Below are 22,824 nucleotides of genomic sequence, written 5' to 3'. Positions count from 1 at the left end.
CTGGCGCGGTTCGTCAGTTCTCTGGCTGATCACTAACAAAACGAATCGCACTGGCATGTTCGCCACCACAGCTAATCGTCTGCGTCGCCTTCACGAAGCGGTCACTGGCAAAGCCTTCCTCGGTTCCGGGATTCGGAAAAACAAATCCGCCAGCCGAACTTTGAATGTCGACACGCAGGCGATGGCCGGCTGGCAATTCATAGGATGTTTTCTGAGAAAGTACGGTAAAATGGGTCACCTTGCTAGGCTTGAGATATTTTGGCTCTGACAAACTGTCACGGAACTTGGCATTCATCGTGCCTTCTGCCATTTGTATGGACTGCCCATCCGGCGTGACATCCAAGACCCGGAAGTCCCAGTCACAATCGACGGCGCTGGATGACGCCCACAGATCAAGCTTCACCTGGCCAACGACACGCAGCGGGGTTGTTAGTTCCTTCGTGGTAAAACTAACCACATCCGGACGCTTTTCAACTTCCTGATAATCAGCCGGAAATTCGAATTCATTCTGGGTCACCGAAATTAACTTAGGCACGGGATTGCTCGGATCGTGAACATAGCTGACAGTTCCCGCTGCTGGCGCGGACGCTGCCAAACTGCCATCTGTGCCCAGATGTAAGACCTTGACGAGGCCTGCTGGGGGAAAAGATGCTGCTGTATGCCAGCGTTCTTCGCCAACGGTATAGTATTCAACCAATGGGCCCGCAGCGACGCCATTTTCAACGCCCTTAAGAAAATGATCAAACCATTGCTGGTGAATCAGATCAATATCTGGCCGCAGTGCTTCGGCGCCTAAGTGAACCGGTCCTAAATCATACTGGGCATTGCCGCCATGTAGCCAAGGACCAAGAATAATCCGGCGCTTGTCGGACGGATAGTCAGCCGTCGCCGCAATGGCTTCAGTCGAGCCGATACCATCATCATCGTACCAGCCACTTTGAATGAGCGCCGGCACTTTAATTTTGTCGCGTCTGGCAAACCAGTCCCCTCGGTTGAGGAAACTATCATAATGATTATGGCGCATAAATTGGGTCATGCCATACTGCGGATGCCCCAGAACAATCTCGGGAATCTTTTCGATCGGCCGAACCTTCATGAGTTGATCCCAGTCATCGCGATCGGTTAATGCCGAATTAAAGTGGCGGCCGTCCGTCGCAATCGACCATGCTACCTGTGCCATAAACGGGGCGCCGCGACGATAGTAAGTATCAGTGAATGGCCCACCTGCCGTAACCATCGAAACAATGGCCTGAAGGTGCGGATTACCACTGGCAGCCGCAGCCCACTGAACATACCCGCCATATGAGCCGCCAGACATCCCTACCTTGCCGTTACTCCAAGGCTGGGCAGCAATCCAATCCAGCGTGTCATCGCCGTCATCCTGCTCGTGGATCATCGGCAACCATTCGCCTTCCGAATCACCGCGGCCACGCGCATCCTGTAATACCACCGCATAGCCCCGCAAAACATAACGCATATAACTCGCCACATAAACCTCGCGACCATAAGGCGTTCGTTCCATCACGATTGGAAATGGTCCGGATCCGGCGGGTAAAATCACCCTTGCCGCCAAACCGACACCATCACGCATGGGCGCCCAAGCCGTGAATGGTTGATGTGCGTGACCTGGCGTCGCGGTGTACCCCGCTTCCTGCCACTTAGCCAAAACACTATAACCCTCGTATCCCGGTTGAATCAGCACACTGGTCAGATTACGCGCACAAACCTGAAACCCGACAATCTGATCATCAGCCTCAATCAAGTCAACCGCATACTTTGGCCCGCGATTCATCCAATGATGTTCATCGGCCCGTTGGTATTCAGCGCCCCAAGCGGTTTTAAAATGATCCGCCTTTGAAAAGTCCGCGTAGCCGCCATCTTGCCACCGCTTTAACGTTGCCTGAATATCAAGCTCGCCGTATGTCTTAAAAATCGCATTATCGTCATCGTTTAACGTTTTTTCCCGACTACCTAACCAAGAATATGTAATGGTTTGATCAGTCAATTCGAACGTACCGAAATGTAAACCCGATTGATAAAATTTAAAAGTTGTCATAAAGACCTCCTAGCCTAGCGTGAGCGTGAACCGGCGCGTTTAGAAACCGGAGTGTAAGCGGCCTTGGTCCGTGATGGCCCGGGCTTAGGCCATTGCGACCGAGGCCCTTATATGCAGGTTTCTGCGTCGGTGAACGCGTTATAGTAACCACTGTCAACAGCTCAAACAGCTTTTACAGATCGCATTCGATGCCTAATCCCGGTTTGTCGCTTAGCTGATATTTTCCTGCATCCGCCGTAAACCCACCGCGCAACCACGCCGGTTCATCAAATAGCAAAAAAGAATCCAAATCAGCATACTGGACATTTTGGTGGGCAGCAACAAAATGCGCTGCCGCAGCAATGCCGATGCGCGTTTCCGCCATACAGCCCACCATGCACGGAATCCCAGCCGCCTCAGCCACCGCGTTAATCTGCTCGGCGCCAGACAACCCTGCCGACTTTTGCAATTTGATATTAATGATATCGCACGCATTTGACCGCACCGCCGCAAAGGCATCGCTGGCATTATGGACGCTTTCATCCAACATCACCAATTGATCAATTTGCCGACATACTGCTGGCATCTGATCCAGGCGGTTAGCTGGCAATGGCTGTTCAACCGCCGAAGCAGCACCGCCAATGGCTCGCATCATCCGAACAGCCTGTTTAGGGTTCCATCCTTGGTTGGCATCCAGGCGCAAATCTACCGTTGGGCCAACTGCCTTACGAATCGTCTGCACAGCTGCAAGATCATCAGCGTCTTGAATGCCGACTTTTACCTTAAGTTCTCTGTATCCTTGATCGACCAGCCGTTTCGCTTCTTGCGCCATTTTTTCCGGCGAATTAATCCCGATGGTACAATCACTGGTTAAAACGTTCCCGGTACCACCCAGCAATTGATAAACCGGCAACCCGGTATCTTTTCCAAGCAAATCCCAGCAAGCCATATCAATCCCCGCTTTTGCCGCGGTATGTCCAGCAAAACAGGCATCCATTTTGGCGTGAATGGCTTCTAAGCTGCGCGGATCACTCGCACTTAACGCTTGGGACAAAGTCTTGAGGGCAACCTCTTCCGTATCAATGCTCTCGCCGGTCACCTGCTCAAGTGGGTTCGTTTCCCCATAGCCAATCAAGCCAGTGTCGGTGGTGATTTTGATAATCAGTGTCTCGAGTTTATAGAGTGTGGTAAATGCAACTTTGAACGGCTCATGTAAAGTGATCGGGCGGCGAAAGACTTGAATCTTCTTAATTTGCACCATAACGCCTTCTCTCATTTTCTTTTCATTTTACTCGTTCGAATATAAGCGTCAACCTGTTCTTTCCCCTGATTAGGAACTGCTTTTTCAACGGCGTTCTTATAGTGATTGAGTTTGCGACACAATTAAGCAAGTGTTATAGTTTCATCATTGAATTTATATTTAATTAGAAAAAGGGGAGATTACATGTTGAAACGGCTCGCAAAAATTGCATCAGCTTTCTCGATCACGCTGTTACTGGCAGGATGCGGCCAGCAATCATCCTCAAAAACCAGTGGTAACAATACATATAAGACGATGACATCCGACATTATCGCGACCATGGATCCGGCGCAATTTACGGATGCTGTTTCTGGCCAAACATTAACGGACACAATGGCGGGACTCTATCGCTATAAGGGAAAAAAGTTAACATCTGACCTGGCCGTCAAAACTGACGTGTCATCTGATCAAAAAACCTATACGTTTCACCTACGCCATGGCAGTAAGTGGTCAGACGGTACCGACGTCACGGCACCTGATTTCGTCTTTGCTTGGCAGCGGGTTGTCGACCCAGCCACGAAGTCCCCTTACGCCTTTATCATGAGTGGCATTAAGAACGCTGATGCCATCACAGCAGGTAAAATGGCTGCCTCACAATTAGGCGTCAAGGCACCGGATAAATACACATTCGTCGTCTCACTTGATCAACCGATTCCATATTTTAAAAGTATGACCTGCTTGCAGACTTTTGACCCAGTTGAAAAGAAAGCTGTCGAAAAATATGGCAAGAACTTTGCCAAGACTTCCGCTCAGCTTACCTTTAACGGTCCATTTATCCTGAAAAATTGGAAAGGTACCGATGATTCATGGGTCGAGGTTAAGAATCCCAATTACTGGAACGCCAAAAACGTACATTTAAAGAAAATCACCTATCAAGCGGTCAAAGAAAATTCGACGGCGATGAATCTATACAAGAGCGGTAAGTTGGACGATGTCTCAGTGACAGGGCAAACGGCTGAGGCCGCCAAAGGTCAGAGTGGTTACCATGTTATCAAGCAGCCGTGGGAAACCTATCTTAGAATGAATAGTCAAGCAGTTCCCGCTTTTGGTAATACCAAAGTCCGACAAGCATTATCGATGGCAATTAACCGAAAAGCTTTCATTAGCAAAGTTTTAGGTGATGGGTCAACTCCGGCAACCAGTGCTGTAACCACTAATCTCTTTTACAATGCCAAAACCGGCGCTGACTTTGCCAAGGAGTCGCTTAAAGGCGGATATGTCCAGTACACCACCTACAACCTCAAAAAAGCCCGCCAACTTTTCAAACAAGGCATGGCTGAAGTCGGGCAAAAAACACTTAACTTTACATTCCTAGCAAATGACACGCCGGCAGCAAAAGAAACAGCTGAGTATCTGCAAGGCACTTTTCAAAGTCTTTCGACGACCGGTATCAAGGTCAAAATGACGATTAAAACCGTGCCGCAGAAAAGTTGGCTGCAGATGGGCACGGCGCATCAATACGGTATGATGGCCAGCATATGGGGTCCTGATTATCCGGATGCCGAAAACTTTCTAACCCGTTACACCAGTTCTGTCAGCAATTTTTCCGGCAGCTGGAGCAGTCAAGAATATGATCAATACATGGCTAATGCTGCCGGCAAAGACGCTACCAAGCCGCAAGCCCGCTGGAACGATTTGCTCAAAGCTAACCGGTTGATCACCAAAGAGCAGGGAATCATTCCGCTTTACCAGTGGGGTACTGTCCATCTGACAAAACCATCAGTTAAGGGCGTTCAATACACGCCGAATAGCCTGTTTCAGTATATTGGGGCAACGAATAAATAATGCTCTGATATAAGCATCCTCGGCAGCCTAACTTGTTCCCATCTATTTCGAGACGTACACTGTCCGCAAGAGGGGAAAACAAAATGACTAAACCGCTGTCTGAATTGACTTTAGAAGAGCTATGGCAACTATTTCCAATTTCGCTGACTGAACCCCAGAAACAATGGGCAACTGACTATGAACAAGAGTCAAGCAGAATTCGCAAAATATTGCAGAATGTCGCCGTCGTCAGAATCAGTCATATTGGCAGCACAGCCATTAAAAACATTTGGGCTAAGTCGATCGTGGATATTTTGGTTGAGGTATCGCCAAAAACTAATTTGGTCGATGTAGCTGAACAGCTTTCCAGAAATGGCTACATCATTATGTCTGACGAAAAGGAAAGAATTTCTCTGAACAAAGGGTATACAGTTCACGGCTTCGCTAAATCTGTTTACCATTTACATTTAAGGTTTGCCGGCGATAACGATGAATTGTATTTCAGAGATTACCTGAACAATCATCCAGAAGTAGCCAAAAAGTACGAGACCTTAAAAATTAAATTGTGGCATCAATTCGAGCACAATCGCGATGCTTACACCAAGGCCAAAGGGGAATTTATCCAGAAATACACCAAGCTGGCCAAAACAAAATATCAAGGTCGATATGTTTAAGGATCTTCTGCGAAGAAGCTTAACTTGGCACATACAAAAGCCCATGAATTGCTTGAATCAGGCAAAAGCGCTGGCAAAATTTTATTAGAAAGCGGGTCGTTTTCATGAAGAAAGTCGTTGTGATTGGTGCGTTCGGGACAATCGGGTCACAAGTAGCGCAATTATTGCGAAAGTATGGGTATGACGTCATCACTGCTAGTCGGCATCAAGGCGATGTAAGAGTTGATATTGCCGATCTGTCAAGTATTGAGGCTATGTTTGCCAAGATTGGCAGCATTGATGCAATCATCAATGTAGCGGGCGCGGTCAAGGTTATGCCATTGGACACGATGACACCGGCGGATAATATGGTTGCGGTCACTAGCAAGCTTCTCGGTCAAATCAATCTTGTATTGGTCGGCCAACACCATCTCAATGACAACGGCAGCATCACCTTAACCACCGGCGTCACCAAAGACGATCCGATTGCAGGTGGTGCGTCTGGAGCGATGGCTAATGGTGGCGTAGCAGCATTCGTTAAGTCAGCCGCGATCGATCTGAAGCGCGGTTTACGAATCAATTGTGTGAGCCCGACGATCGTAGAAGAATCTTACGACCAACTCAAGGATTCGTATGCAGGTTTTATCCCCATCCCGGCAAAGCTTGCGGCGACGGGCTATTTGAAAAGTGTCCAGGGAAAACAAACTGGACAGGAATATCGGATTTATCATTAACAATTTTTAGAGGGCTCAAGTTCAAGGAACATTTAAAAGAGGCAAACTCTTGCCGAAGCCTGCGCATTTTTATTTTATCTACTATTATTCCCGGAGTCTTCTGAGTGCTTCCTTCAATTCGTCAATGGCATCTCGCAGTTCTACGAACATCTTGGTTAAGTGACGTCCGGTGATAAGCAAAAAAGTGCGGTCTGCAACCATCATCAGTAATAGCGTCACCCCCATGATGACCATTAGTGCCAGATATGATTGCAATGTTCCGATACGGCTGCCATTACGATGAACTCGATACGTCAAAAAGACGAGAATTAAAAGTAGTAATCCGGTTGAAAAAATGCCAGTGATGACCCTAAGCGTTTTATGCTTCAACTTTCCTACCTCCGTTTGAATGTGGGTATGAGCTATGATCTATGCACTACACAAGTTACCGGAAACGGGTTCCACTGTGAATTCGAACCTGTTATAATGAGTATTGTAAGCAAAGAGCGCCTTGCACAAACAAGACGCCCCTTGTAAAACAGCAGAACCGTCAAAAGCACGGTGACTATGTCGCAACTAAAAGCCGCGGTTCCTCGTCAAAGTTAACGCGGCTTTTAGTCTGCCTACTTTTCTCGGAATTTTCCGAGCGCTTGCTTCAGCTCGTAAACTGCATCACACAGTTTCTCCAAAGCCTTGATCAAACGTGTGAACACGTTGACCATGACAATGGCCGAGCCGAGGCCAGCCGTGATTGCCGCAAAGGCGTCAATCACAGACGACAAACTGGCACCTCCTTTCGTTGGAATGTGGTTCGATAGTCCTAAAACCATCGGCATCACCTTCTTTCGATTGCGAAGCGCCACCGCTTATTTAACTTTCTGCTTAGTCATAGCTTATCAGATGCTACGCCCACGACCAATCATATCGTGGGTTTTTTAATTAATGTATCTTAGGATTTCTCTCAACTGTACCAGGAGTTAATCTACACCGAATACAGCGTGATCATACAGCCATTGCTTGATGGCTTGAATGCGGTCGGTCTTATTAAATCACATGAATTCATTGGTGGTGTTATCATTGCTAGCAAAAAGTCCTCCGTGTTAAAATAATTTTTGCTAGGGACACTACTAGCACTGGGTTAACAATCAAAAAAGACCGTTAGACTTCCGTGCCAGAAATCTAGTGATAGTCTTTTTGATTGCCGATGATTGCTACAACGATGCCAATATTGTGCATTTGTTTTAAAGGCTCTAGAATTCCAAATCACTTGGAACTCTAGAGCTTTTATTTGCTTCCAAGCCGTTCACCTGATCTTTCCCAATACCGCCCCAAACCATATCCAACGCCCATCCACAACCCCCCAACCCCCTCATCAACCCACTTAACAAGCCAATCACATGCAACTTTTCCATTCCCGCCGTAGAATGGCTTCATAAGTAAAACGGAGGCAATTGACATGCTGAAAATCTTGTTCGACCACATGCATGGCTGGGCGCGGGTGAGCTTTTTTCTGGCGCCGATCGCCATTATGGGTGAAGCCTTGCTGGATCTGCAGCAGCCGACTTTGATGGCCAGGATCGTGGATGTCGGCTTGGCGCGCAAGGATATGACCTATGTCTGGCAGACCGCGATCCTCATGGCAGTCATTGCCGTAGCGGCGTTTGCGCTCGGCGCCATTTGTAATGCCTTTTCATCATACGCGGCGCTGAAAATGGGGCAGAATCTGCGCAGCCACATGCTGGCCATTGCGTTAGCCGATCGCGATCCGCAAGCGCTGAAGCCGGAAACCTTGATCACCCGAATTACCAACGACGTGACGCAGATGCAGACCATGGTCAGCATGCTCACCCGTGGCTTGATCCGCTCGCCGATGTTACTGTTCGGCGGGATTGTCATGTCCATGATCGTGTCGCCGCGACTTTCATGGATTGTCCTGATCGCCTTGCCGATTCTGGCAATTTATATCTACGTTGTCGTCCGCCGCTCCTTGCCGCTTTATACCGCGATGCAAGGACAAGTGGACGTCATGAACCGCATCATGAGTGAAAATCTGACTGGGGCCAAAACAATCAAAGCCTATGTTCTGGAAGACCATCAACGCACTCAGTTCAACACCGAAAATCACAACCTGCAGCAAATCAGCCAGCGCGCCGTACTCGCAACGGTTACCTTGGCGCCGCTGATTATGTTGGTTCTGAACCTCGCCGTGGTCGCCGCCTTGGCCTATGGTGGCAATCTTGCAATCGCCGGCAGTATGACAACTGGTGAAATCATGGCATTTGTTAATTACATGATTCAAATCACCACCGCCATGACCAACACCGTCAACCTTATCACCACCTTCTCGCGAGCCGTCACCTCCAGTGCGCGGGTCAGTGCCGTTTTGGCCGAAGAAGCCGGCACCGAAGCAACTGGGACGCTGGCTGCCCCGGCCGATAGCACCATTGCGTTTAACCACGTCACCTTTGGCTTCTCCAAAAGTCGGCCGATTCTCGATGACATCAACCTCACTGTTCCCAGCGGTCAGTGGCTTGGCATTATTGGCTCAACCGGTTCCGGTAAAACCACACTCATCGAATTGCTGACGCGGCTTTACGAGCACTATCAAGGCAGCATTACCATCGGCGGCACCGATATTCAGCAAATCAGCTTGGCATCGTTGCATAAAAAGATCACCGTTGCCTTGCAAAATTCGTTGCTTTTCTCCGGCACTGTCGAGCGCAATCTGGATTATGGTGCCCCGCAAGCTACACCTGCACAACTAGCCTCGGGTGTCGCCATCGCCAGTGCCACGGAATTCATCGGGACAGATTACACCGCACCAGTCGAAGAAGCCGGCAAGAACTTTTCCGGCGGCCAACGCCAGCGCCTGAATCTAGCCCGCGCGATCATCCCCGATCCGGATATTCTGGTCATGGACGATGCCACCAGTGCGGTCGATCAGGAAACCAACACCGCCATTCAGGACGCGCTGGTCAAAAATCGCCGCAACCGCTCGACCATTATCATTTCCCAACGTGTGCCCAACATCATGGACTGCGATCAGATCATCGTCATGCAAAACGGTCGCATCACTGCCCGCGGCACCCACGACGAGCTCGTCAAAAGTTCGCCATTTTACGCGCAACTTGTTCAAACCCAGTTAGGTGGTGAGTACCTTGATTAATATCGGTGGACGCCGCGGCCCGCGCAACCTGCATCCGGAAAAAGTAACTTTAGTGAATTGGAAACAAACCGTGCGCCGGATTTGGGGCTACCTCAATGCGGATCGCAGTAAATTACTCATTGTTTTTGGGTTAACACTCTTCACAACCTTAGCCACCATCATCGGCAACCGCGTCAACGGCATTGTGGTCGACCAATTTATCACCAAAGGCCGACTGCGCGAACTGTTGATCGTCAGCGGCTTGTTGGCAGGCATGTATTTTCTAAGCAGTGTTTTCACGTATTTTCAGACTAGTATCACCACCAAAGTCGCACAAAGCACCAGCGCCGCCATTCGCCATGATTTATTTGCTAAAATGCAACGCCTCCCGATGCGCTATTTTGACACCCATGACAATGGCGATATTATGAGTCGATTGACCAACGATGTCGATAATATCAACACGGCGCTGATGCAGACATTCGTGCAGCTATACACTGGGATTATCAGTGTCATCGGAATGGGCATTGCGATGCTGCTGCTCAGTCCTTTGTTGACGGGGATTGTCGTTCTGGCCTCGGTTGCGACCTTCTTTTATTCGCGGGCAGCTGCGCGAATTACCCAGCGGGCGTTTACCGTGCAACAGGAAGCACTCGGCAGTCTCAACACGCAAATCGAAGAAAATGTGGCCGGTAAGCAGCTGGTGCAACTTTTCGATCACCAGCAAGACACGCTTGACCGCTTCAATGAAACCAATGCCCGCTACACGGCCGCGGCGTATCGGGCGCAGCTTTTTTCCGGTGTCATCGGTCCGTTCAACAACATGACCAATAACTTCGCCTACCTGTTGATCACGTTTGCCGGCGCGCTTGCGATTCTGCATGGCGGCACGAGCATCACGGTCGGCGTCATCTTCACTTTTCTTATTTATCTGCGCAATTTTACCGGCCCCATCAACAACATCCTCAACCTGATCAACACCCTGCAACTGTCGCTGGCCTCCGCCGAACGGGTTTTCCAGGTCGTGGACGCCGAGCCGGAAAAAGACTTGCCAAACGCACTGACGCTGACCCACACAGCCGGCAATGTGCAGTTCGATCACGTTTCGTTTGCCTATGACGGTAAAACCGAAGTCCTCCACGACATCAGTTTCACCGCACACCAAGGCGAAGTGGTCGCCATCGTCGGGCCGACGGGGGCTGGTAAAACTACGATCATGAACCTGCTCACGAATCTCTATCCACTCACCAGCGGCAGCATTACCCTCGACGGCCATAACGTCACCGACCTTACTCGCGCGAACCTGCGCCGCCTGGTGACCGTTGTGCAACAGGAATCGTTTCTTTTCACCGCCACCATCCGCGAAAACATTCGGATGGGCCGTCCCGAAGCCACCGACGTCGAAGTCGAAACCGCTGCTCAAGCCGCCAATGCTGACACGTTTATTCGCCAACTGCCAGACGGCTACGACACCCTGCTCAGCGAAAACGCCAGCCGCCTGTCACAAGGCCAACGTCAACTTCTGAGCATCGCCCGCGCCTTTGTGGCCCAAGCGCCGGTTCTGGTTCTCGATGAAGCCACCGCCTCCATCGACTCCAACACCGAAACCGACGTCCAGCGCGCCATGAACCGCCTCATGCAGCAACGCACCAGCTTCGTCATCGCCCACCGCCTCTCCACCATTCGCCACGCCAGCAAAATCCTCGTCATCGACCAAGGCCGGCTCATTGAATCCGGCACGCATGAACAGTTACTGGCCGCTGGTGGCTTTTACGCGAAACTGTACAACAGTCCGCTGGCGGATATGGATAAGTTGAAGCGGTGAGAAGTTAGTTTCATTCCACTCAAAATGGCTTTTTGATCTTGGGAGGACTAGGGATTTCCTTAGCCTCCTTTTATTTTGCTTACTGCATCCTAAAATATAAAAGTCTCTCAGTATCCACTCCTACGCGCCTAAATCAATCACCTGATCATACGCACCTCTTAGCTCATGATCGAGATGGTGACTCACCTCAATCAGCGTCATATCAGGATCCTTCAAGAATTCCTCAGTGACAAGTCTAGCCGTTTTGGCATCTAACGCCGACGTCCCTTCATCAACAAAAGCAATGGGTTTTGGTGCATAGAAGAACCTCGCTAAAGCCAGGCGTTGCTTCTGGCCGCCTGATAAATTCTGACCATTTTCCTGGATGATTTGACCCGGGAATTCAACAAAATCGACTTTTGCCTTTGAAAAAGCTTCTTGTAGGCGATGCTTAGACCGCGACTGGTTTTCCCACAGTGATGTATTGTTTGCCACGGAATCGTTAAATAAATAAACGTTTTGATCAACGTACTGCGAAACCTTGGTTAGCTCCGCCATGCTCATTGCCCGCAAGTCCTTGTTGTCGATATAAACATGTCCCGTATAATCGGTAATCTGTCCGTCCAGAATTTTCAGCAAGGTACTTTTACCCACACCACTGCGGCCAATAATCGCATACTTGCCACCGCGCTCGAACGTGAGATTCAAATGGTTGAGAATCTGTTTGCCGTCAATCGCATAGCTAAGATCAACCACTCTTAAAGCATGATGAAAGACAGGTACTGGCGTTTTTTCGGCAGATGGCAACTTCTTTGAAGCGCCGGCGCTAACCTTATCAAATAAGGGATAAGTCGCCTTAATTTGCACAGTGTCATTGCTTAAACTCGACAGTGAGTTAAAAATGTTGGCAGCAATACTGCCGGTTGAACTAATTGCCCCAAGCGGAATGGCGCCAAGAATCGCAAGTATGCTGGTCATGATATCAACCATCACCTGACAGAAAATGCTCAGCGCTGCGATCAAATTCGAAACGCGCGCATTGGTCTTCGTATAAGCCACCTTGACCGCGGCGTATTTTTTTGCGGCAGACTTAATCAAGTCATGAAGCTTGCCTAATTTATTAGCATTAAACAAAACATCGAAGCCATTAAGCACGTTGGTCACTTGATTTGAAAAGGCTGCGTTACCCTTCGACATTGTTTTTGTTGCTGAGGTCATAGGTCGACTTAGCCGCGAAGGCACCCTAAGCATCAACACCGACAAAAGAAGGATCGCCGGGATAAACAGCAGATGATACGCAGCAAGCGCAATGGTTGAAAAGACAACGGTTGTGCCATCGGAAAGCAACGTGAAGAACTTCTTAATCGCATTACTTTCAATGTTGCCCACATCATTGACATATTCGGAAAGATACTCACCGGTCGTTTTGTTGTGGTACTGCGCGTATGAGCTGCCAACAATTTTCCTCGAGATGGTGTCCCGGATGTCCACCATAATCCGCTGAGTCAATTTCTCTTGAAAAACCACCTGAAAATAATTGCTGATCAGAAAGGCTCCCCAAACCGAGAAATTAATCGCCGACCACACCAACAAAGCGCGCATATCCCTAGAAAAAATTGCGTTCGTTGTGAAAGTCAAAAGAACCGACGTCCCAGTGTATAGAAGAACGTTCACCACAATCCAAATAATGTTGATACCTGTGCGTCCATGTTCGTGTTTTAAATAACTTTTCATGTTAGTTCCTCTTTTCATATGCTTCAACGTATCTGCATCTTCTATCGTTTATTGATACTTCACACGATAGTCGCTAAAATGACTGATAACCGATACGTTTAAAATATGAAACAAGGAGCGGTTCATCATCGAAAACTTTGGGGCAACATTTAAATACTTACGAGAATCGCGCGGTATCACCCTTAGCTCTTTGGCCGATGACGTTGTGTCCAAAGGCATGATCTCAAAATTCGAAAACGGGACATCCGATCTATCAACGAAACGATTTTTCCATCTGCTTAAAAAGCTTTATATCACGCCATTCGAATTCACGGTCGTCATGAATCACTTTGAGCCTTTATACGACAACAAGTTCGCGACAAATTTAACGCAATCTGCGCTAAACAATGACTTTGCGGGCCTTAAGCGCTTGGCAGATAGTGAATATGCGCGTTGGCAAAACTCGCATTCAATTTTTGACCAACTGAACTGGATCATGGCCGAATGCGTTCGCGCAGAGGCAGAAAAGAAACCCTTGTCTGATAAAGTCCACTTAAATGTGCTCACCAACTACTTATTTCAGTGTGAAGATTGGGGCAACTTTGAATTGGTTCTCTACGGCAATACCATGACTCAACTGCCGATCGAAACTATCACGGTCTTTTCGCAAACTCTGTTAGATAAATGTTCCATCTACATTGGCCTCACCAGCGTTTACGAGACCTGCATCAATGTGTTGCTAAATACCGTTGCGTTACTCATCCGCCATGGGAAAACCCAGCATGCTCTAAAAACGTTGGCAATTCTCGAACAAAAGAAGCTGCCAGAATCCTTTCTACTAGAACGGGTGTTGCTAAACTACTACAAGGGAATATTACTGACTCAAACGGGCCGACGAGCAGAAGGTGATCAATTGATTGATAGTTCTCTACAGGCTTTAAAAGCGGGTGACTGCGTGGAATTTGTTAACTCGTTAAAAAAAGATCTGGCGAAGCTTGGTCTGTATCATATTTGAAACGAAAAAGCGTTTTTGTTTAAGCAAACTGATCCCATACTATTTCTTAAACTACGCAAGCGGCACCACTTCATGAATCGACATGAGGTGGTGCCGCTTGTGTTTTTGTTTATATGTTTCCAGATACCTTGCAACTACAGGGGCCCACTGATGCCTGGAAAGCTAATGAAAAACTTCTTAGCAATCTCCTGCGCCGCTTCCTCCATATCAAAAAGCGCATCGCGTTGCTCAGTCGTGATCTGATAGTGATGATCTAACATTTGGTCCCTAATAAAAATGCTGACCGGATGCACTTCGGGTTCAATGTTGGCTCCTTGTATCCTTTTCTTGGCCAACCGATCGACAACCTGCTTGATTTTGACAACAATTTCTTGGGATATCTCGTCCGCTTGCGGCTCGAAAAGGTGTTGAAGCTTCAGCATCTTAGCAATGAGCGCTTGTTTTTCGTCAACTGCCATTAAGCATCACCCTTCATCTACACCTCGTAGACATTGCTTCTAACTTAAAATTTTGAAATCAGAGCAGCAATTTTGGCAACGGTTACATCGCTGCTTTGATGGCTTTATCTTAGTAGCGGTCAACGTATTTTGCAAACAGATTATCTTGTGAATCATATTGAAAGATGCACCCGATATAAGGTCAGACGATTCATCAAATACCCCTTCTCAACTTTCACTTAAGTACCGGCTTCTTCAAATGAGTGTTACCATTATCACGATTGCTTTAATTTATAAACCACAGTTCCAAAGGGAGGCAACGTTAAAGTGCTACCAAGTTGTTTCGAAAAATTTGCATTACAGATTAAAATAGTTGCTGCTTGCTGTTGGAGCGACTCTGGAGTTTGCCACTTCTGAGTTTTTGCGGAGAAATTACCAGCAACTAATAAGGTTTCCTTTTCACCTTTACGTAAATAAACGAAAAGATTCGGATCTTCCGGATCTAAAAGCTCAAAAACTCCGCTTGTGACCAAGGGCTCCCCGTGACGCAGTTTGATCAGCCGTTGATAATAATGATAAACGCCATCGCTGTCAGCAAGATCCTTGGCTGCATTAATTTCCTGATGATCAGGATTCAATTTCAGCCATGCCTTACCGGTCGTGAAGCCACCTTGCTCACTTGCATCCCATGGCATCGGCGTCCGCGCATTATCTCGCGAATGTAAATAAATCGCCTGCATTGCCTCCTGCTCACTCTCATGATGCAGTTGTGTGAGCTCTTTAAATATATTCTTGGTTTCAAGATCGTTGTAATCACTCAACTGTTTAAAATGAACATTCTTTAAACCGAGTTCTTCGCCTTCAAAGATATAGGGCGTTCCCTGAAGCATGTGCAAAACCGTTCCTAGCATCTTGGCTGACCGAACCCGATACTGGCCCTCATCGCCAAATCGTGTAACCGGTCTGGGCTGATCATGGTTACTCCAATAAAGACTGTTCCATCCGTTAACCTGCGCCAATGTTGTTTGCCAACGTGCAAGAACTGCCTTCAAATCAGTTAATTTGAATCGATTAGTTGAAAACTTGCCATACTGACCATAATCAAGATGCATGTGGTCAAAGTGAAAAACCATATCCAACTCATGTCGATCTGCCGCGGTGTATAGTTGCGCCTGTTTGGCGGTTGTATGCGGTGTTTCGCCTACTGTCATAATGTCTTTGGACGAAAGCACTCGCTTGTGCATTTCCTGTAAATACTTGTGTACTTTGGGCCCATTTGCCGCTCCGGCATAGTAGCTTCCATATGCCTTCCCTTGAATCAAAGGACCATCAAGATACGCTGGATCTTTGGAGATAAGTGAAATGACATCCATCCGGAAACCGTCTACACCCTTATCCAGCCAAAATTGCATCAAGTCATAGACTTCTTGACGAACACGCGGATTTTCCCAGTTAAGATCTGGTTGCTGTTTGGCAAAAAGATGCAAGTAATATTCGCCCAGATCCTTTTCATATGTCCAAGCAGAACCGCCAAAGCTTGAACCCCAATTATTAGGTTCATGTCCGTCCACAGGCTTTTTCCAAATATAAAAGTCATGATGCGAATCATTTTTTGACGATTTGGCAGCCTGGAACCACGGATGTAAGTCAGAAGTGTGATTGACAACCAAATCTAAAATGATTTTCAGATGGCGTGTATGAGCTGCCTTCAAAAGTCGTTCAAAATCACCCATGGTTCCTAACTGCGGTTCAATAGCTCGATAATTTGAAATATCATAGCCATTATCAATTTGCGGCGATTGATAGATTGGATTCAGCCAAAGCACATCCACACCAAGATCTGCCAAGTAATCCAACTTAGCAGTGATGCCATTCAGGTCGCCAATGCCATCACCATTACTGTCATTAAAACTTTTTGGATAGACTTGATACACAACGCTCTTTTTCCACCAAGGCACCTTATTCATCATCGTCATCTGCCTCGACTTGGAGCGTATTGACATTCACGATCGCATTCTTTGCCTCCTGAATCAGGTCATTAATTTGGTCGTCACTCACGTACTCATTTGTCGGCGCCATTGCGATGCCAAGTGCTAATGGCAAGTTCATACCGCTAATAATATGTGTATGCGGGCGCGTTCGATATTTAAAAAATTTTTGATTAACGCTGCCAGCCATCATGTCAGTTAATACAATCACATCGCGATCAGCGGGAAAAGATGCCATCAAAGCATCGACTTGATTTTCAACCGGTTGATTGTCTAAATATGCTGCCATCGACACGATATCTTGACCGCCGCCGCTAATAAAATTAAGCGTATCTTTCAAACCTTCTGCAAGTCGATGGTGCGATGCTAACACAATTGTGCGTTCCATTTGTCTTTTCCTCCTTGTTGTCTCTTCAATCAGTCGTTTTTAATGCTTGAAAGACACCCTCTGATCAACTAAACCAGCGTATTTTTGAATTCAAGCGTGATCATTTAAAAGTATCTCTAAGAGCGCATCACTCAGGTTCTTGGGAGCAAGACTCGTCACGGTTAGGGCCGTCTTAATAGTTGGCATATTCTGAATGCTTTGCCATAACTGCTTCTTTAAGTCGAAATCCACTTTGGCTTGCTGAAGAACCGTAAAAATCTGCGCCATTTTTTCTGTCTCGTGATTTTGCGACTTCATAGCAAGACTCATCTCTTGGTTATGATGTCCATTAACTGGCTTAATCTTTTCAGCAGATCCAACAACGTCGAGTCGATACGTCCGCTTAGCCGGAATCACACCATCTGGATCAGCCACTTTAATCGCAAATATGTTGGCCTGCGGATCCCATGTAAACTTGGTTTGTGCTTCTCCTGATGACGTTTGTTCTCGTAACACATAAGCATGGCGCTCCCCCGGGAAAAGTTTGATCGTCATCGCATTTGGCAAAGTATCTGTCGATGCCATGGGATCGAGGGCCAACGGAATAATCCCACCTGAACGCACCAACACCGGATAATGTGAAGCCTCACGATGAAACTTCACGATTGCCGGGCCATGATACATCTGGTGCGTGAAGAAATCTGTCCAGTCTCCTGCAGGCACATAACCAGTTGCACTTGCTAATCCAGTCTCTTGATCACTAGGTGATGTGATCGGCACAACAAGCATCTCGGAGCCAAAAAAGTACTCATTCTTAAACTGGTATGCCTCTTTAACTTCTGAATCGTGATAGTAAATCGGTTCGATCAAGGCTTGTCCCTGTTGATGCGTTAAAATATCGGCCGTGAATAGATAAGGAACCAATTGTGCACGTAATCGCATAAATTGAGTCATGATTTCGGCAGTAACCTCGTCATAATTCCATGGCTCTTTGCCCATAAAAGGATTGTCCGAACTATGGAGTCGCATGATTGGACTAAAAACACCAAACTGCAGCCATCTTAATGAAAGTTCCGGATCATAGTGCCCGTGCATATGCCCGCCAATATCATGGCTCCACCATGTATACCCAATATTCGTAGCTGTTACAGTGAAATAAGGTTGAAATTTCAAAGATTGCCAACTAGCTACGGTATCCCCTGAGAACCCGATCGGATAACGATGACTTCCGGGGCCGGCATATCTGGAGAGAATTAGTGCTTGATCGCCTTTTTTCCGTTGCTGATCCTCAAAGTGCAATACATTCAGCGCCCACAATGGGTCAATTTGTTTTTGTGACCGCGCCGCTCCTTGCTGCCAATCCAGCCACCAAAAATCAACACCTTCCCGTTCAAGCGGATGATGCACTAAATCAAAGTAAGCTCGCACAAAATTCCGATTATTTAAATCAAATAGCACTGGTTGCTTTGAGGCCGGATCGATTCCAACTGCTTTGGCGACCTGCCCATATTTCGCTTCAGATGGGCGAATCCCCGCCGCCGGATGAACGTTTAGAGTCACGTGCTTGCCTTGTTCATGCAGAGTTTGCAAAAATTTGGCAGGTTCTGGAAACAGCTTTTTATTCCAAGTATAGCCAGTCCAACCGCTTCCATACTGAGCCGGTATATCGGTAACATGCCAATTCATATCCAAGACTGCAACGGAAATCGGCACACCGGCTTTTTTGAAATGCGCCATCAAATCAAGGTAACTTTTTTGGGTATACGGATAAAACCGACTCCACCAGTTGCCTAGTGCAAAACGTGGTACTAAAGGTGGAAAGCCAGTCAATCGGTAGTAATCACGTAATGCTGCGCGATAGTCATGGCCATAAGCAAACCCATAGAGATCAATCTCTGAGGCTGAACGTTGGCTAACTGTATCCCCAGACTGCAACATACTTTGGGAGTCATCTAAGATCGCAAAGCCACTCCGCGACATGATTCCCGGCTTAAGTGGAATGGCACCATCAGCACCGTCTAACGTCCGGGCAGTTCCAAGTAAATTCTTAGGATCGTCATCTCCGTAATGCCAGCGGGGATAATGTGTCTGGTAATTATATTTTGTGTCAATGAATAAGTTCTCACCATTGAATTCGCCGCCTCGATAATAAAGATGGAAGGAGTCCGTTTCAATTTGAACCACAAAACCATCCTTATTATGTTCGACCCGAAACTCCGACTGACCTAGATCACGATTCGTGACGGTCTGCGTTGTTGCATCTTCAAACTTACCTTCGGGTTGATACTCCATGCGAATCATTTTGTTAGTCAGAACCGTAAAACGAAAATGATCACCTTTGATTTGATTTTTTTGATTCAAAATATCAGCCCTTCTTTTAATTGTCGTATCTCATCTACTTGGTTGGCTGTACCCCTAAGATGCCGAAGAATGAGCCTACCAAAGCTATCGCCAGAATCAAAATAATCACGCGATTTGGCGTCCATTTTTTTGATCCAAGCAATTTATAAACCATCCATGCAACTAACGCCGGCAAAAGTGCAGGCATGATCTTGTCGAGAATCCCGGTCTGCATGGCTAGCTTTACTTTGCCAAACTGAAATTGAAGTGGCGTATAGACCTTTACAACCGTTGCGATCAAAGTCCCGACAACAGTAATTCCCATAACCGAAGCTGCTTCGGTAAAGGCACTGAGCTGATTGGCCATTGTTGTGACCAACTTAACACCGGAATCATAGCCAATATCAAACAATTTAATTCGGGCCCAGAACAACAGGATATCAACCAAAATCCAAATAATAGCCCCTAGTGGATTCCCTTGAAGTGCCATGTAACCGGCAATAGACCCCATAATTGTTGGCAATAGAATCCAGATGATCGTATCACCAACGCCGGCGAACGGTCCCATTAAAGAAGTCTTTAGTGCCTGCACTGCGTCCTTTGACTTAATGCCATCGCGTTCTTCCATGGCCAATGTCGCGCCTAAAATCATCCCCGCCATTGCAGTTGTGGTATTGAAATATTTAAAATGATTATCCAATGCAGCTACATAGTCATCGTCATCAGGGTAAATTTTCCGCAAGACTTTGGAAAAAGCCCAGACAACTGATGGCCCTTGTTGCGTCTCGTAGTTGAAATTGTTAACGCCCATCGCCATGTAACGAAGGATCGCACTATGACGTTCTTTCTTCGTCAATTTCGGTTGTACATCACTCATCGTAGTCGTCTCCTTCATCGTCCTCCGCGGCATCGGCACCGTTTACAGCAGCAACCTCTTTTTTCTTAGAAGCGTTAATCAGATTCTGATAGGTGTAAATGCCAAGCGCCAGACCAATAATGGCAACACCAAGAATCGGCACTTTCAAGTAAGCTGACATAACAAACCCAATCATGAGTACCCAAATGTATTTCTTCAGCGGCATATAGTGCATTAACATGCCAATACCTACGACCGGTAACATACTGCCGGCAATCGTCAGGCCATTAGTAAGCCACTTAGGAATGACCTTTAGTAAAGCACTGATGGCAGATGGGCCAACTGTGACAATAAGAATCATGGGAATAAAGTTCTTAAGCGCAAAGAACAACGGTCCAAGCCAATTGATCATTCGCATTTTGCTAAATTCTTTTGCATGTGCATAAGCTTGAGCCTTGTGCGCAATAAAGTTATTGATGATTTTAATCACAACGTCCAGTTGAATCGTTAATAGTCCTACAGGTAGGCCGACCGCCACGGCGGTACCCAATCCCGCACCGGTTCGTGCAGAAAGATAAATCCCGACAATTGTCGCCAGTCCGTAATCGGGAACCGAAGCACCGCCTAAGCCCGCCACACCTAGACTCATGAGTTGAAATGTGCCGGCAATCGTCATTGCTGTTGGTAGGTCGCCCATGATCAGTCCAGCGAATAGTCCGACCGTGACCGGCCAATAGTTCATAATGGTAATGCCTTGGTTGTCCAACGTAGCATATGATGCCAATAAAATAATTAAGATATCTTGCAAAATATGAGGCATGATATTTCCTCCTGAGCGCGAGCCAGCGCGGGTAGAAGCCGGAGTGTAAGTGGCCTAGGGCGTGATGGCGGTCTTTGCCATTGCGACCAAGGTCCTTACATGCAGGCTTCTGCGCTGGTGAGCGCGTTATGATGAACATAAACACGTTTAGATAGAAACCAACTCGGCTAGCTAGGGCGATGATGCCTGACCCAAGCTACTTTAATTTCTGATCTCAAAAACGCATTATTCTGTGGGTTCTCCGCAAATTATTTGTCCGCTTGATCAAGGACTACTGAATGGTTTTCCCTTCAAGCGCTCTATCAAATGGCACCGGGGCATCTGCCGGGACATAACGAATGTTCACTGGGACACCACGTTTCTCCAACTCCTTAAAATCAGCCACTTCTTGTTGGTTGACTGAAACGAATTTGCTGATTTGCGTTCGCCCATCTTCCGCAAAGATAATGCCAATGTCGACGCGTGGAATCTCAATGCCCGCATCCAGCAACTTCAGCATCGTGCTAGGCTCCTTTGCAATGACAAATACACGCTGCGCATCATACTTGCCCGCTTTAAAGTTGGTCAAAGCTTTTTCAGTATTGATGATCGACATGCCTGTGCCCGCCGGCTTACTTAATCGCATGCTGGCCTTGACGTTTTCATCTTGACTGACAACATCGTCAATGACCATATATCGTTTTGGTTGAACCTCTGCCGCCCATTGATTGACAACGATACCATGAACTAAACGCTGATCTACTCTGGCTAATACAACTGTCATAAGAAACTACCTCCACTTTTTTGGTATTGATACCAATTTTGACTAAAATTTTTAGGCTGACTGTCTAACCACAACAGAAAGCGGTAAAACAACTCGCTTATCCGAAATCGATTTGCCCTCTAGCTCGTTTGCCACCATATTTGCAATTTGATCGCCAATCTCATGAACCGGCTGATGAATGGTTGTTAGTGGGCGGGCTACAACTTGACTCAGCGGTTGATCATCAAAGCCCATGACGGCAAGGTCTTCCGGAACCTTTAAGCCCATAACCTGCGCCTCGGCAATGATACCGGCTGCTACTTGATCAGAACCGGCAATCACCGCATCAGGCTGCTGCTTCATAGCCATCAATCGCTGCAAAACATTTTGCCCATCTGCAATCGTGTTGATATCAGTGAATTGCCATTCAACAGAAGGCTCCAAATCAAACTCACGCAAAGCTCGCAAATAACCGCGATAACGATCACTGTTGAGATCCTCAGCCTCCGCTTCATAGCGAATAGCTTTTTGCCCTGTGCAGAAAGCTAGGTTGCGGTAACCTTGATTGAGCAAATATTTGGTGCCAGCATACATGCCACTTTCTTGGTCAGCGTGCACCATCAATGTGTCATCATCAGCAACATACTCATTGCAAACAGCAATGATGCCATATTGCCGATACTGCTTAATCAAATCCCAGTCATTTTCAATTGCGCACATGATCACGGCATCGACTTGGTTTGTTTTCAGGAAATCCAAGGCATTCCGTTCATGACTTTTTTGACCAAAAGTTTGCACGATAACGGTTTTGTATGAACGCTCATCTGCTGTTCGTTCAATTGCCGCCACCAATTCAGAAAAAAACGGGTTTGTAATATAAGGTACCGTCACCGCAATCGTCTGCGACCCAGAGCCGCGCATTTGTCGCGCAGCCTGTAGTGGTTGATATCCTAGTTTTTTCATCGCATCTGCGACAAGTGCAGCTTTTCGTGGCGAAACATGAGGCCGATGATTAATAATCCGTGAAACTGTTGATACTGAGACACCTGCTAATTTTGCAACTTCTGAAATCGTTGCCATTTGTCGCCGCCCCCATTCGTTCCTTATTTACACAACTAATATAGCGCTTTCA

General features: G+C 47.1%; 19 protein-coding genes. 6 read left to right on the top strand and 13 right to left on the bottom strand.

Annotated elements, in window-relative coordinates; genetic code table 11:
- Positions 1-13: 13 nt before the first annotated feature.
- Both LHUE1_RS07625 and LHUE1_RS07620 read right to left on the bottom strand, forming a co-directional pair.
- Positions 14-2,056: a CocE/NonD family hydrolase gene (locus LHUE1_RS07625; RefSeq protein WP_049169659.1), complete on the bottom strand. Its 2,043-nt coding sequence runs from the start codon at positions 2,054-2,056 to the stop codon at positions 14-16.
- A gap of 172 nt (positions 2,057-2,228) precedes the next feature.
- A complete protein-coding gene (locus LHUE1_RS07620) occupies positions 2,229-3,293 on the bottom strand; it encodes a mandelate racemase/muconate lactonizing enzyme family protein (RefSeq protein ID WP_049169676.1) in 1,065 nt (354 codons plus the stop codon).
- A 186-nt stretch (positions 3,294-3,479) separates the two neighbouring features.
- Here LHUE1_RS07620 and LHUE1_RS07615 point away from each other — a divergent pair, with 186 nt between their 5' ends.
- From LHUE1_RS07615 to LHUE1_RS07605, 3 genes are all read left to right on the top strand, one after another.
- Positions 3,480-5,120 (top strand): peptide ABC transporter substrate-binding protein, encoded by a 1,641-nt coding sequence (locus LHUE1_RS07615; RefSeq protein WP_049169661.1) that lies wholly within the window; start codon positions 3,480-3,482, stop codon positions 5,118-5,120.
- 83 nt (positions 5,121-5,203) lie between these two features.
- On the top strand, positions 5,204-5,773 hold the full coding sequence (locus LHUE1_RS07610; RefSeq protein WP_217774606.1) for a GrpB family protein: 570 nt from the start codon (positions 5,204-5,206) through the stop codon (positions 5,771-5,773).
- Positions 5,774-5,877: 104 nt separating this feature from the next.
- On the top strand, positions 5,878-6,486 hold the full coding sequence (locus LHUE1_RS07605) for a short chain dehydrogenase (protein WP_049169664.1): 609 nt from the start codon (positions 5,878-5,880) through the stop codon (positions 6,484-6,486).
- Positions 6,487-6,570: 84 nt separating this feature from the next.
- Here LHUE1_RS07605 and LHUE1_RS07600 read toward each other — a convergent pair whose 3' ends face one another.
- Both LHUE1_RS07600 and LHUE1_RS07595 read right to left on the bottom strand, forming a co-directional pair.
- Entirely contained in the window at positions 6,571-6,855 is a 285-nt protein-coding gene (locus LHUE1_RS07600) for a hypothetical protein (protein WP_049169666.1), read from the bottom strand.
- Between the two features lie 233 nt (positions 6,856-7,088).
- Complete coding sequence (locus LHUE1_RS07595; protein ID WP_277848208.1) at positions 7,089-7,295, bottom strand: hypothetical protein; 207 nt, start codon at positions 7,293-7,295, stop codon at positions 7,089-7,091.
- Positions 7,296-7,921: 626 nt separating this feature from the next.
- On the opposite strand from LHUE1_RS07595, the gene LHUE1_RS07590 reads away from it, so the two are divergent.
- A complete protein-coding gene (locus LHUE1_RS07590; RefSeq protein WP_277848207.1) occupies positions 7,922-9,631 on the top strand; it encodes an ABC transporter ATP-binding protein in 1,710 nt (569 codons plus the stop codon).
- Positions 9,624-11,435 carry an ABC transporter ATP-binding protein gene (locus tag LHUE1_RS07585; RefSeq protein ID WP_277848206.1) on the top strand — a complete coding sequence of 604 codons (1,812 nt, stop codon included), beginning with the start codon at positions 9,624-9,626 and terminating at the stop codon, positions 11,433-11,435. Before LHUE1_RS07590 ends, LHUE1_RS07585 begins: the two co-directional genes overlap by 8 nt.
- Positions 11,436-11,555: 120 nt before the next feature.
- On the opposite strand, the gene LHUE1_RS07580 is transcribed toward LHUE1_RS07585, so the two are convergent.
- Complete coding sequence (locus LHUE1_RS07580; RefSeq protein ID WP_049170771.1) at positions 11,556-13,148, bottom strand: ATP-binding cassette domain-containing protein; 1,593 nt, start codon at positions 13,146-13,148, stop codon at positions 11,556-11,558.
- A 127-nt stretch (positions 13,149-13,275) separates the two neighbouring features.
- Between LHUE1_RS07580 and LHUE1_RS07575 the strand changes: the two genes are divergently transcribed.
- Positions 13,276-14,142 carry a helix-turn-helix domain-containing protein gene (locus LHUE1_RS07575; protein WP_049170769.1) on the top strand — a complete coding sequence of 289 codons (867 nt, stop codon included), beginning with the start codon at positions 13,276-13,278 and terminating at the stop codon, positions 14,140-14,142.
- A gap of 134 nt (positions 14,143-14,276) precedes the next feature.
- Here LHUE1_RS07575 and LHUE1_RS07570 read toward each other — a convergent pair whose 3' ends face one another.
- From LHUE1_RS07570 to LHUE1_RS07535, 8 genes are all read right to left on the bottom strand, one after another.
- Entirely contained in the window at positions 14,277-14,600 is a 324-nt protein-coding gene (locus LHUE1_RS07570) for a hypothetical protein (protein WP_025013723.1), read from the bottom strand.
- A 254-nt stretch (positions 14,601-14,854) separates the two neighbouring features.
- Positions 14,855-16,546 (bottom strand): glycoside hydrolase family 13 protein, encoded by a 1,692-nt coding sequence (locus tag LHUE1_RS07565; RefSeq protein ID WP_080978123.1) that lies wholly within the window; start codon positions 16,544-16,546, stop codon positions 14,855-14,857.
- Entirely contained in the window at positions 16,539-16,955 is a 417-nt protein-coding gene (locus tag LHUE1_RS07560; RefSeq protein ID WP_025013722.1) for a PTS sugar transporter subunit IIA, read from the bottom strand. The genes LHUE1_RS07565 and LHUE1_RS07560 overlap by 8 nt, the downstream gene beginning before the upstream one ends.
- Before the next feature lie 90 nt (positions 16,956-17,045).
- Positions 17,046-19,295 (bottom strand): glycoside hydrolase family 31 protein, encoded by a 2,250-nt coding sequence (locus LHUE1_RS07555; protein ID WP_049170765.1) that lies wholly within the window; start codon positions 19,293-19,295, stop codon positions 17,046-17,048.
- A 34-nt stretch (positions 19,296-19,329) separates the two neighbouring features.
- A complete protein-coding gene (locus LHUE1_RS07550) occupies positions 19,330-20,151 on the bottom strand; it encodes a PTS system mannose/fructose/sorbose family transporter subunit IID (protein WP_049170764.1) in 822 nt (273 codons plus the stop codon).
- Positions 20,144-20,950, bottom strand: a complete 807-nt coding sequence (locus tag LHUE1_RS07545) for a PTS mannose/fructose/sorbose/N-acetylgalactosamine transporter subunit IIC (protein WP_049170762.1) — start codon at positions 20,948-20,950, stop codon at positions 20,144-20,146. Before LHUE1_RS07545 ends, LHUE1_RS07550 begins: the two co-directional genes overlap by 8 nt.
- A 271-nt stretch (positions 20,951-21,221) precedes the next feature.
- The gene (locus LHUE1_RS07540) at positions 21,222-21,713 is read right to left on the bottom strand and encodes a PTS system mannose/fructose/N-acetylgalactosamine-transporter subunit IIB (RefSeq protein WP_049170759.1); all 492 of its coding nucleotides are present in this window, start codon (positions 21,711-21,713) and stop codon (positions 21,222-21,224) included.
- A gap of 51 nt (positions 21,714-21,764) precedes the next feature.
- Positions 21,765-22,772: a LacI family DNA-binding transcriptional regulator gene (locus tag LHUE1_RS07535; protein ID WP_049170756.1), complete on the bottom strand. Its 1,008-nt coding sequence runs from the start codon at positions 22,770-22,772 to the stop codon at positions 21,765-21,767.
- Between the last annotated feature and the right edge of the window lie 52 nt (positions 22,773-22,824).

Origin of the sequence: Lacticaseibacillus huelsenbergensis, from assembly GCF_029726355.1 — a bacterium.
Taxonomy (GTDB): Bacteria; Bacillota; Bacilli; order Lactobacillales; family Lactobacillaceae; genus Lacticaseibacillus; species Lacticaseibacillus casei.
The sequence above is the reverse complement of the archived record's forward strand: the minus strand, read 5'-3'. Positions and strand labels throughout refer to the sequence as shown.

Excerpts from the sequence above, each read along its gene's own strand:
- LHUE1_RS07625 (WP_049169659.1), bottom strand. The coding sequence starts at position 2,056 with ATGACAACTTTTAAATTTTATCAATCGGGTTTACATTTCGGTACGTTC.
- LHUE1_RS07615 (WP_049169661.1), top strand. The coding sequence starts at position 3,480 with ATGTTGAAACGGCTCGCAAAAATTGCATCAGCTTTCTCGATCACGCTG.
- LHUE1_RS07610 (WP_217774606.1), top strand. The coding sequence starts at position 5,204 with ATGACTAAACCGCTGTCTGAATTGACTTTAGAAGAGCTATGGCAACTA.
- LHUE1_RS07605 (WP_049169664.1), top strand. The coding sequence starts at position 5,878 with ATGAAGAAAGTCGTTGTGATTGGTGCGTTCGGGACAATCGGGTCACAA.
- LHUE1_RS07595 (WP_277848208.1), bottom strand. The coding sequence starts at position 7,295 with ATGGTTTTAGGACTATCGAACCACATTCCAACGAAAGGAGGTGCCAGT.
- LHUE1_RS07590 (WP_277848207.1), top strand. The coding sequence starts at position 7,922 with ATGCTGAAAATCTTGTTCGACCACATGCATGGCTGGGCGCGGGTGAGC.
- LHUE1_RS07580 (WP_049170771.1), bottom strand. The coding sequence starts at position 13,148 with ATGAAAAGTTATTTAAAACACGAACATGGACGCACAGGTATCAACATT.
- LHUE1_RS07570 (WP_025013723.1), bottom strand. The coding sequence starts at position 14,600 with ATGGCAGTTGACGAAAAACAAGCGCTCATTGCTAAGATGCTGAAGCTT.
- LHUE1_RS07565 (WP_080978123.1), bottom strand. The coding sequence starts at position 16,546 with ATGAATAAGGTGCCTTGGTGGAAAAAGAGCGTTGTGTATCAAGTCTAT.
- LHUE1_RS07560 (WP_025013722.1), bottom strand. The coding sequence starts at position 16,955 with ATGGAACGCACAATTGTGTTAGCATCGCACCATCGACTTGCAGAAGGT.
- LHUE1_RS07550 (WP_049170764.1), bottom strand. The coding sequence starts at position 20,151 with ATGAGTGATGTACAACCGAAATTGACGAAGAAAGAACGTCATAGTGCG.
- LHUE1_RS07545 (WP_049170762.1), bottom strand. The coding sequence starts at position 20,950 with ATGCCTCATATTTTGCAAGATATCTTAATTATTTTATTGGCATCATAT.
- LHUE1_RS07540 (WP_049170759.1), bottom strand. The coding sequence starts at position 21,713 with ATGACAGTTGTATTAGCCAGAGTAGATCAGCGTTTAGTTCATGGTATC.
- LHUE1_RS07535 (WP_049170756.1), bottom strand. The coding sequence starts at position 22,772 with ATGGCAACGATTTCAGAAGTTGCAAAATTAGCAGGTGTCTCAGTATCA.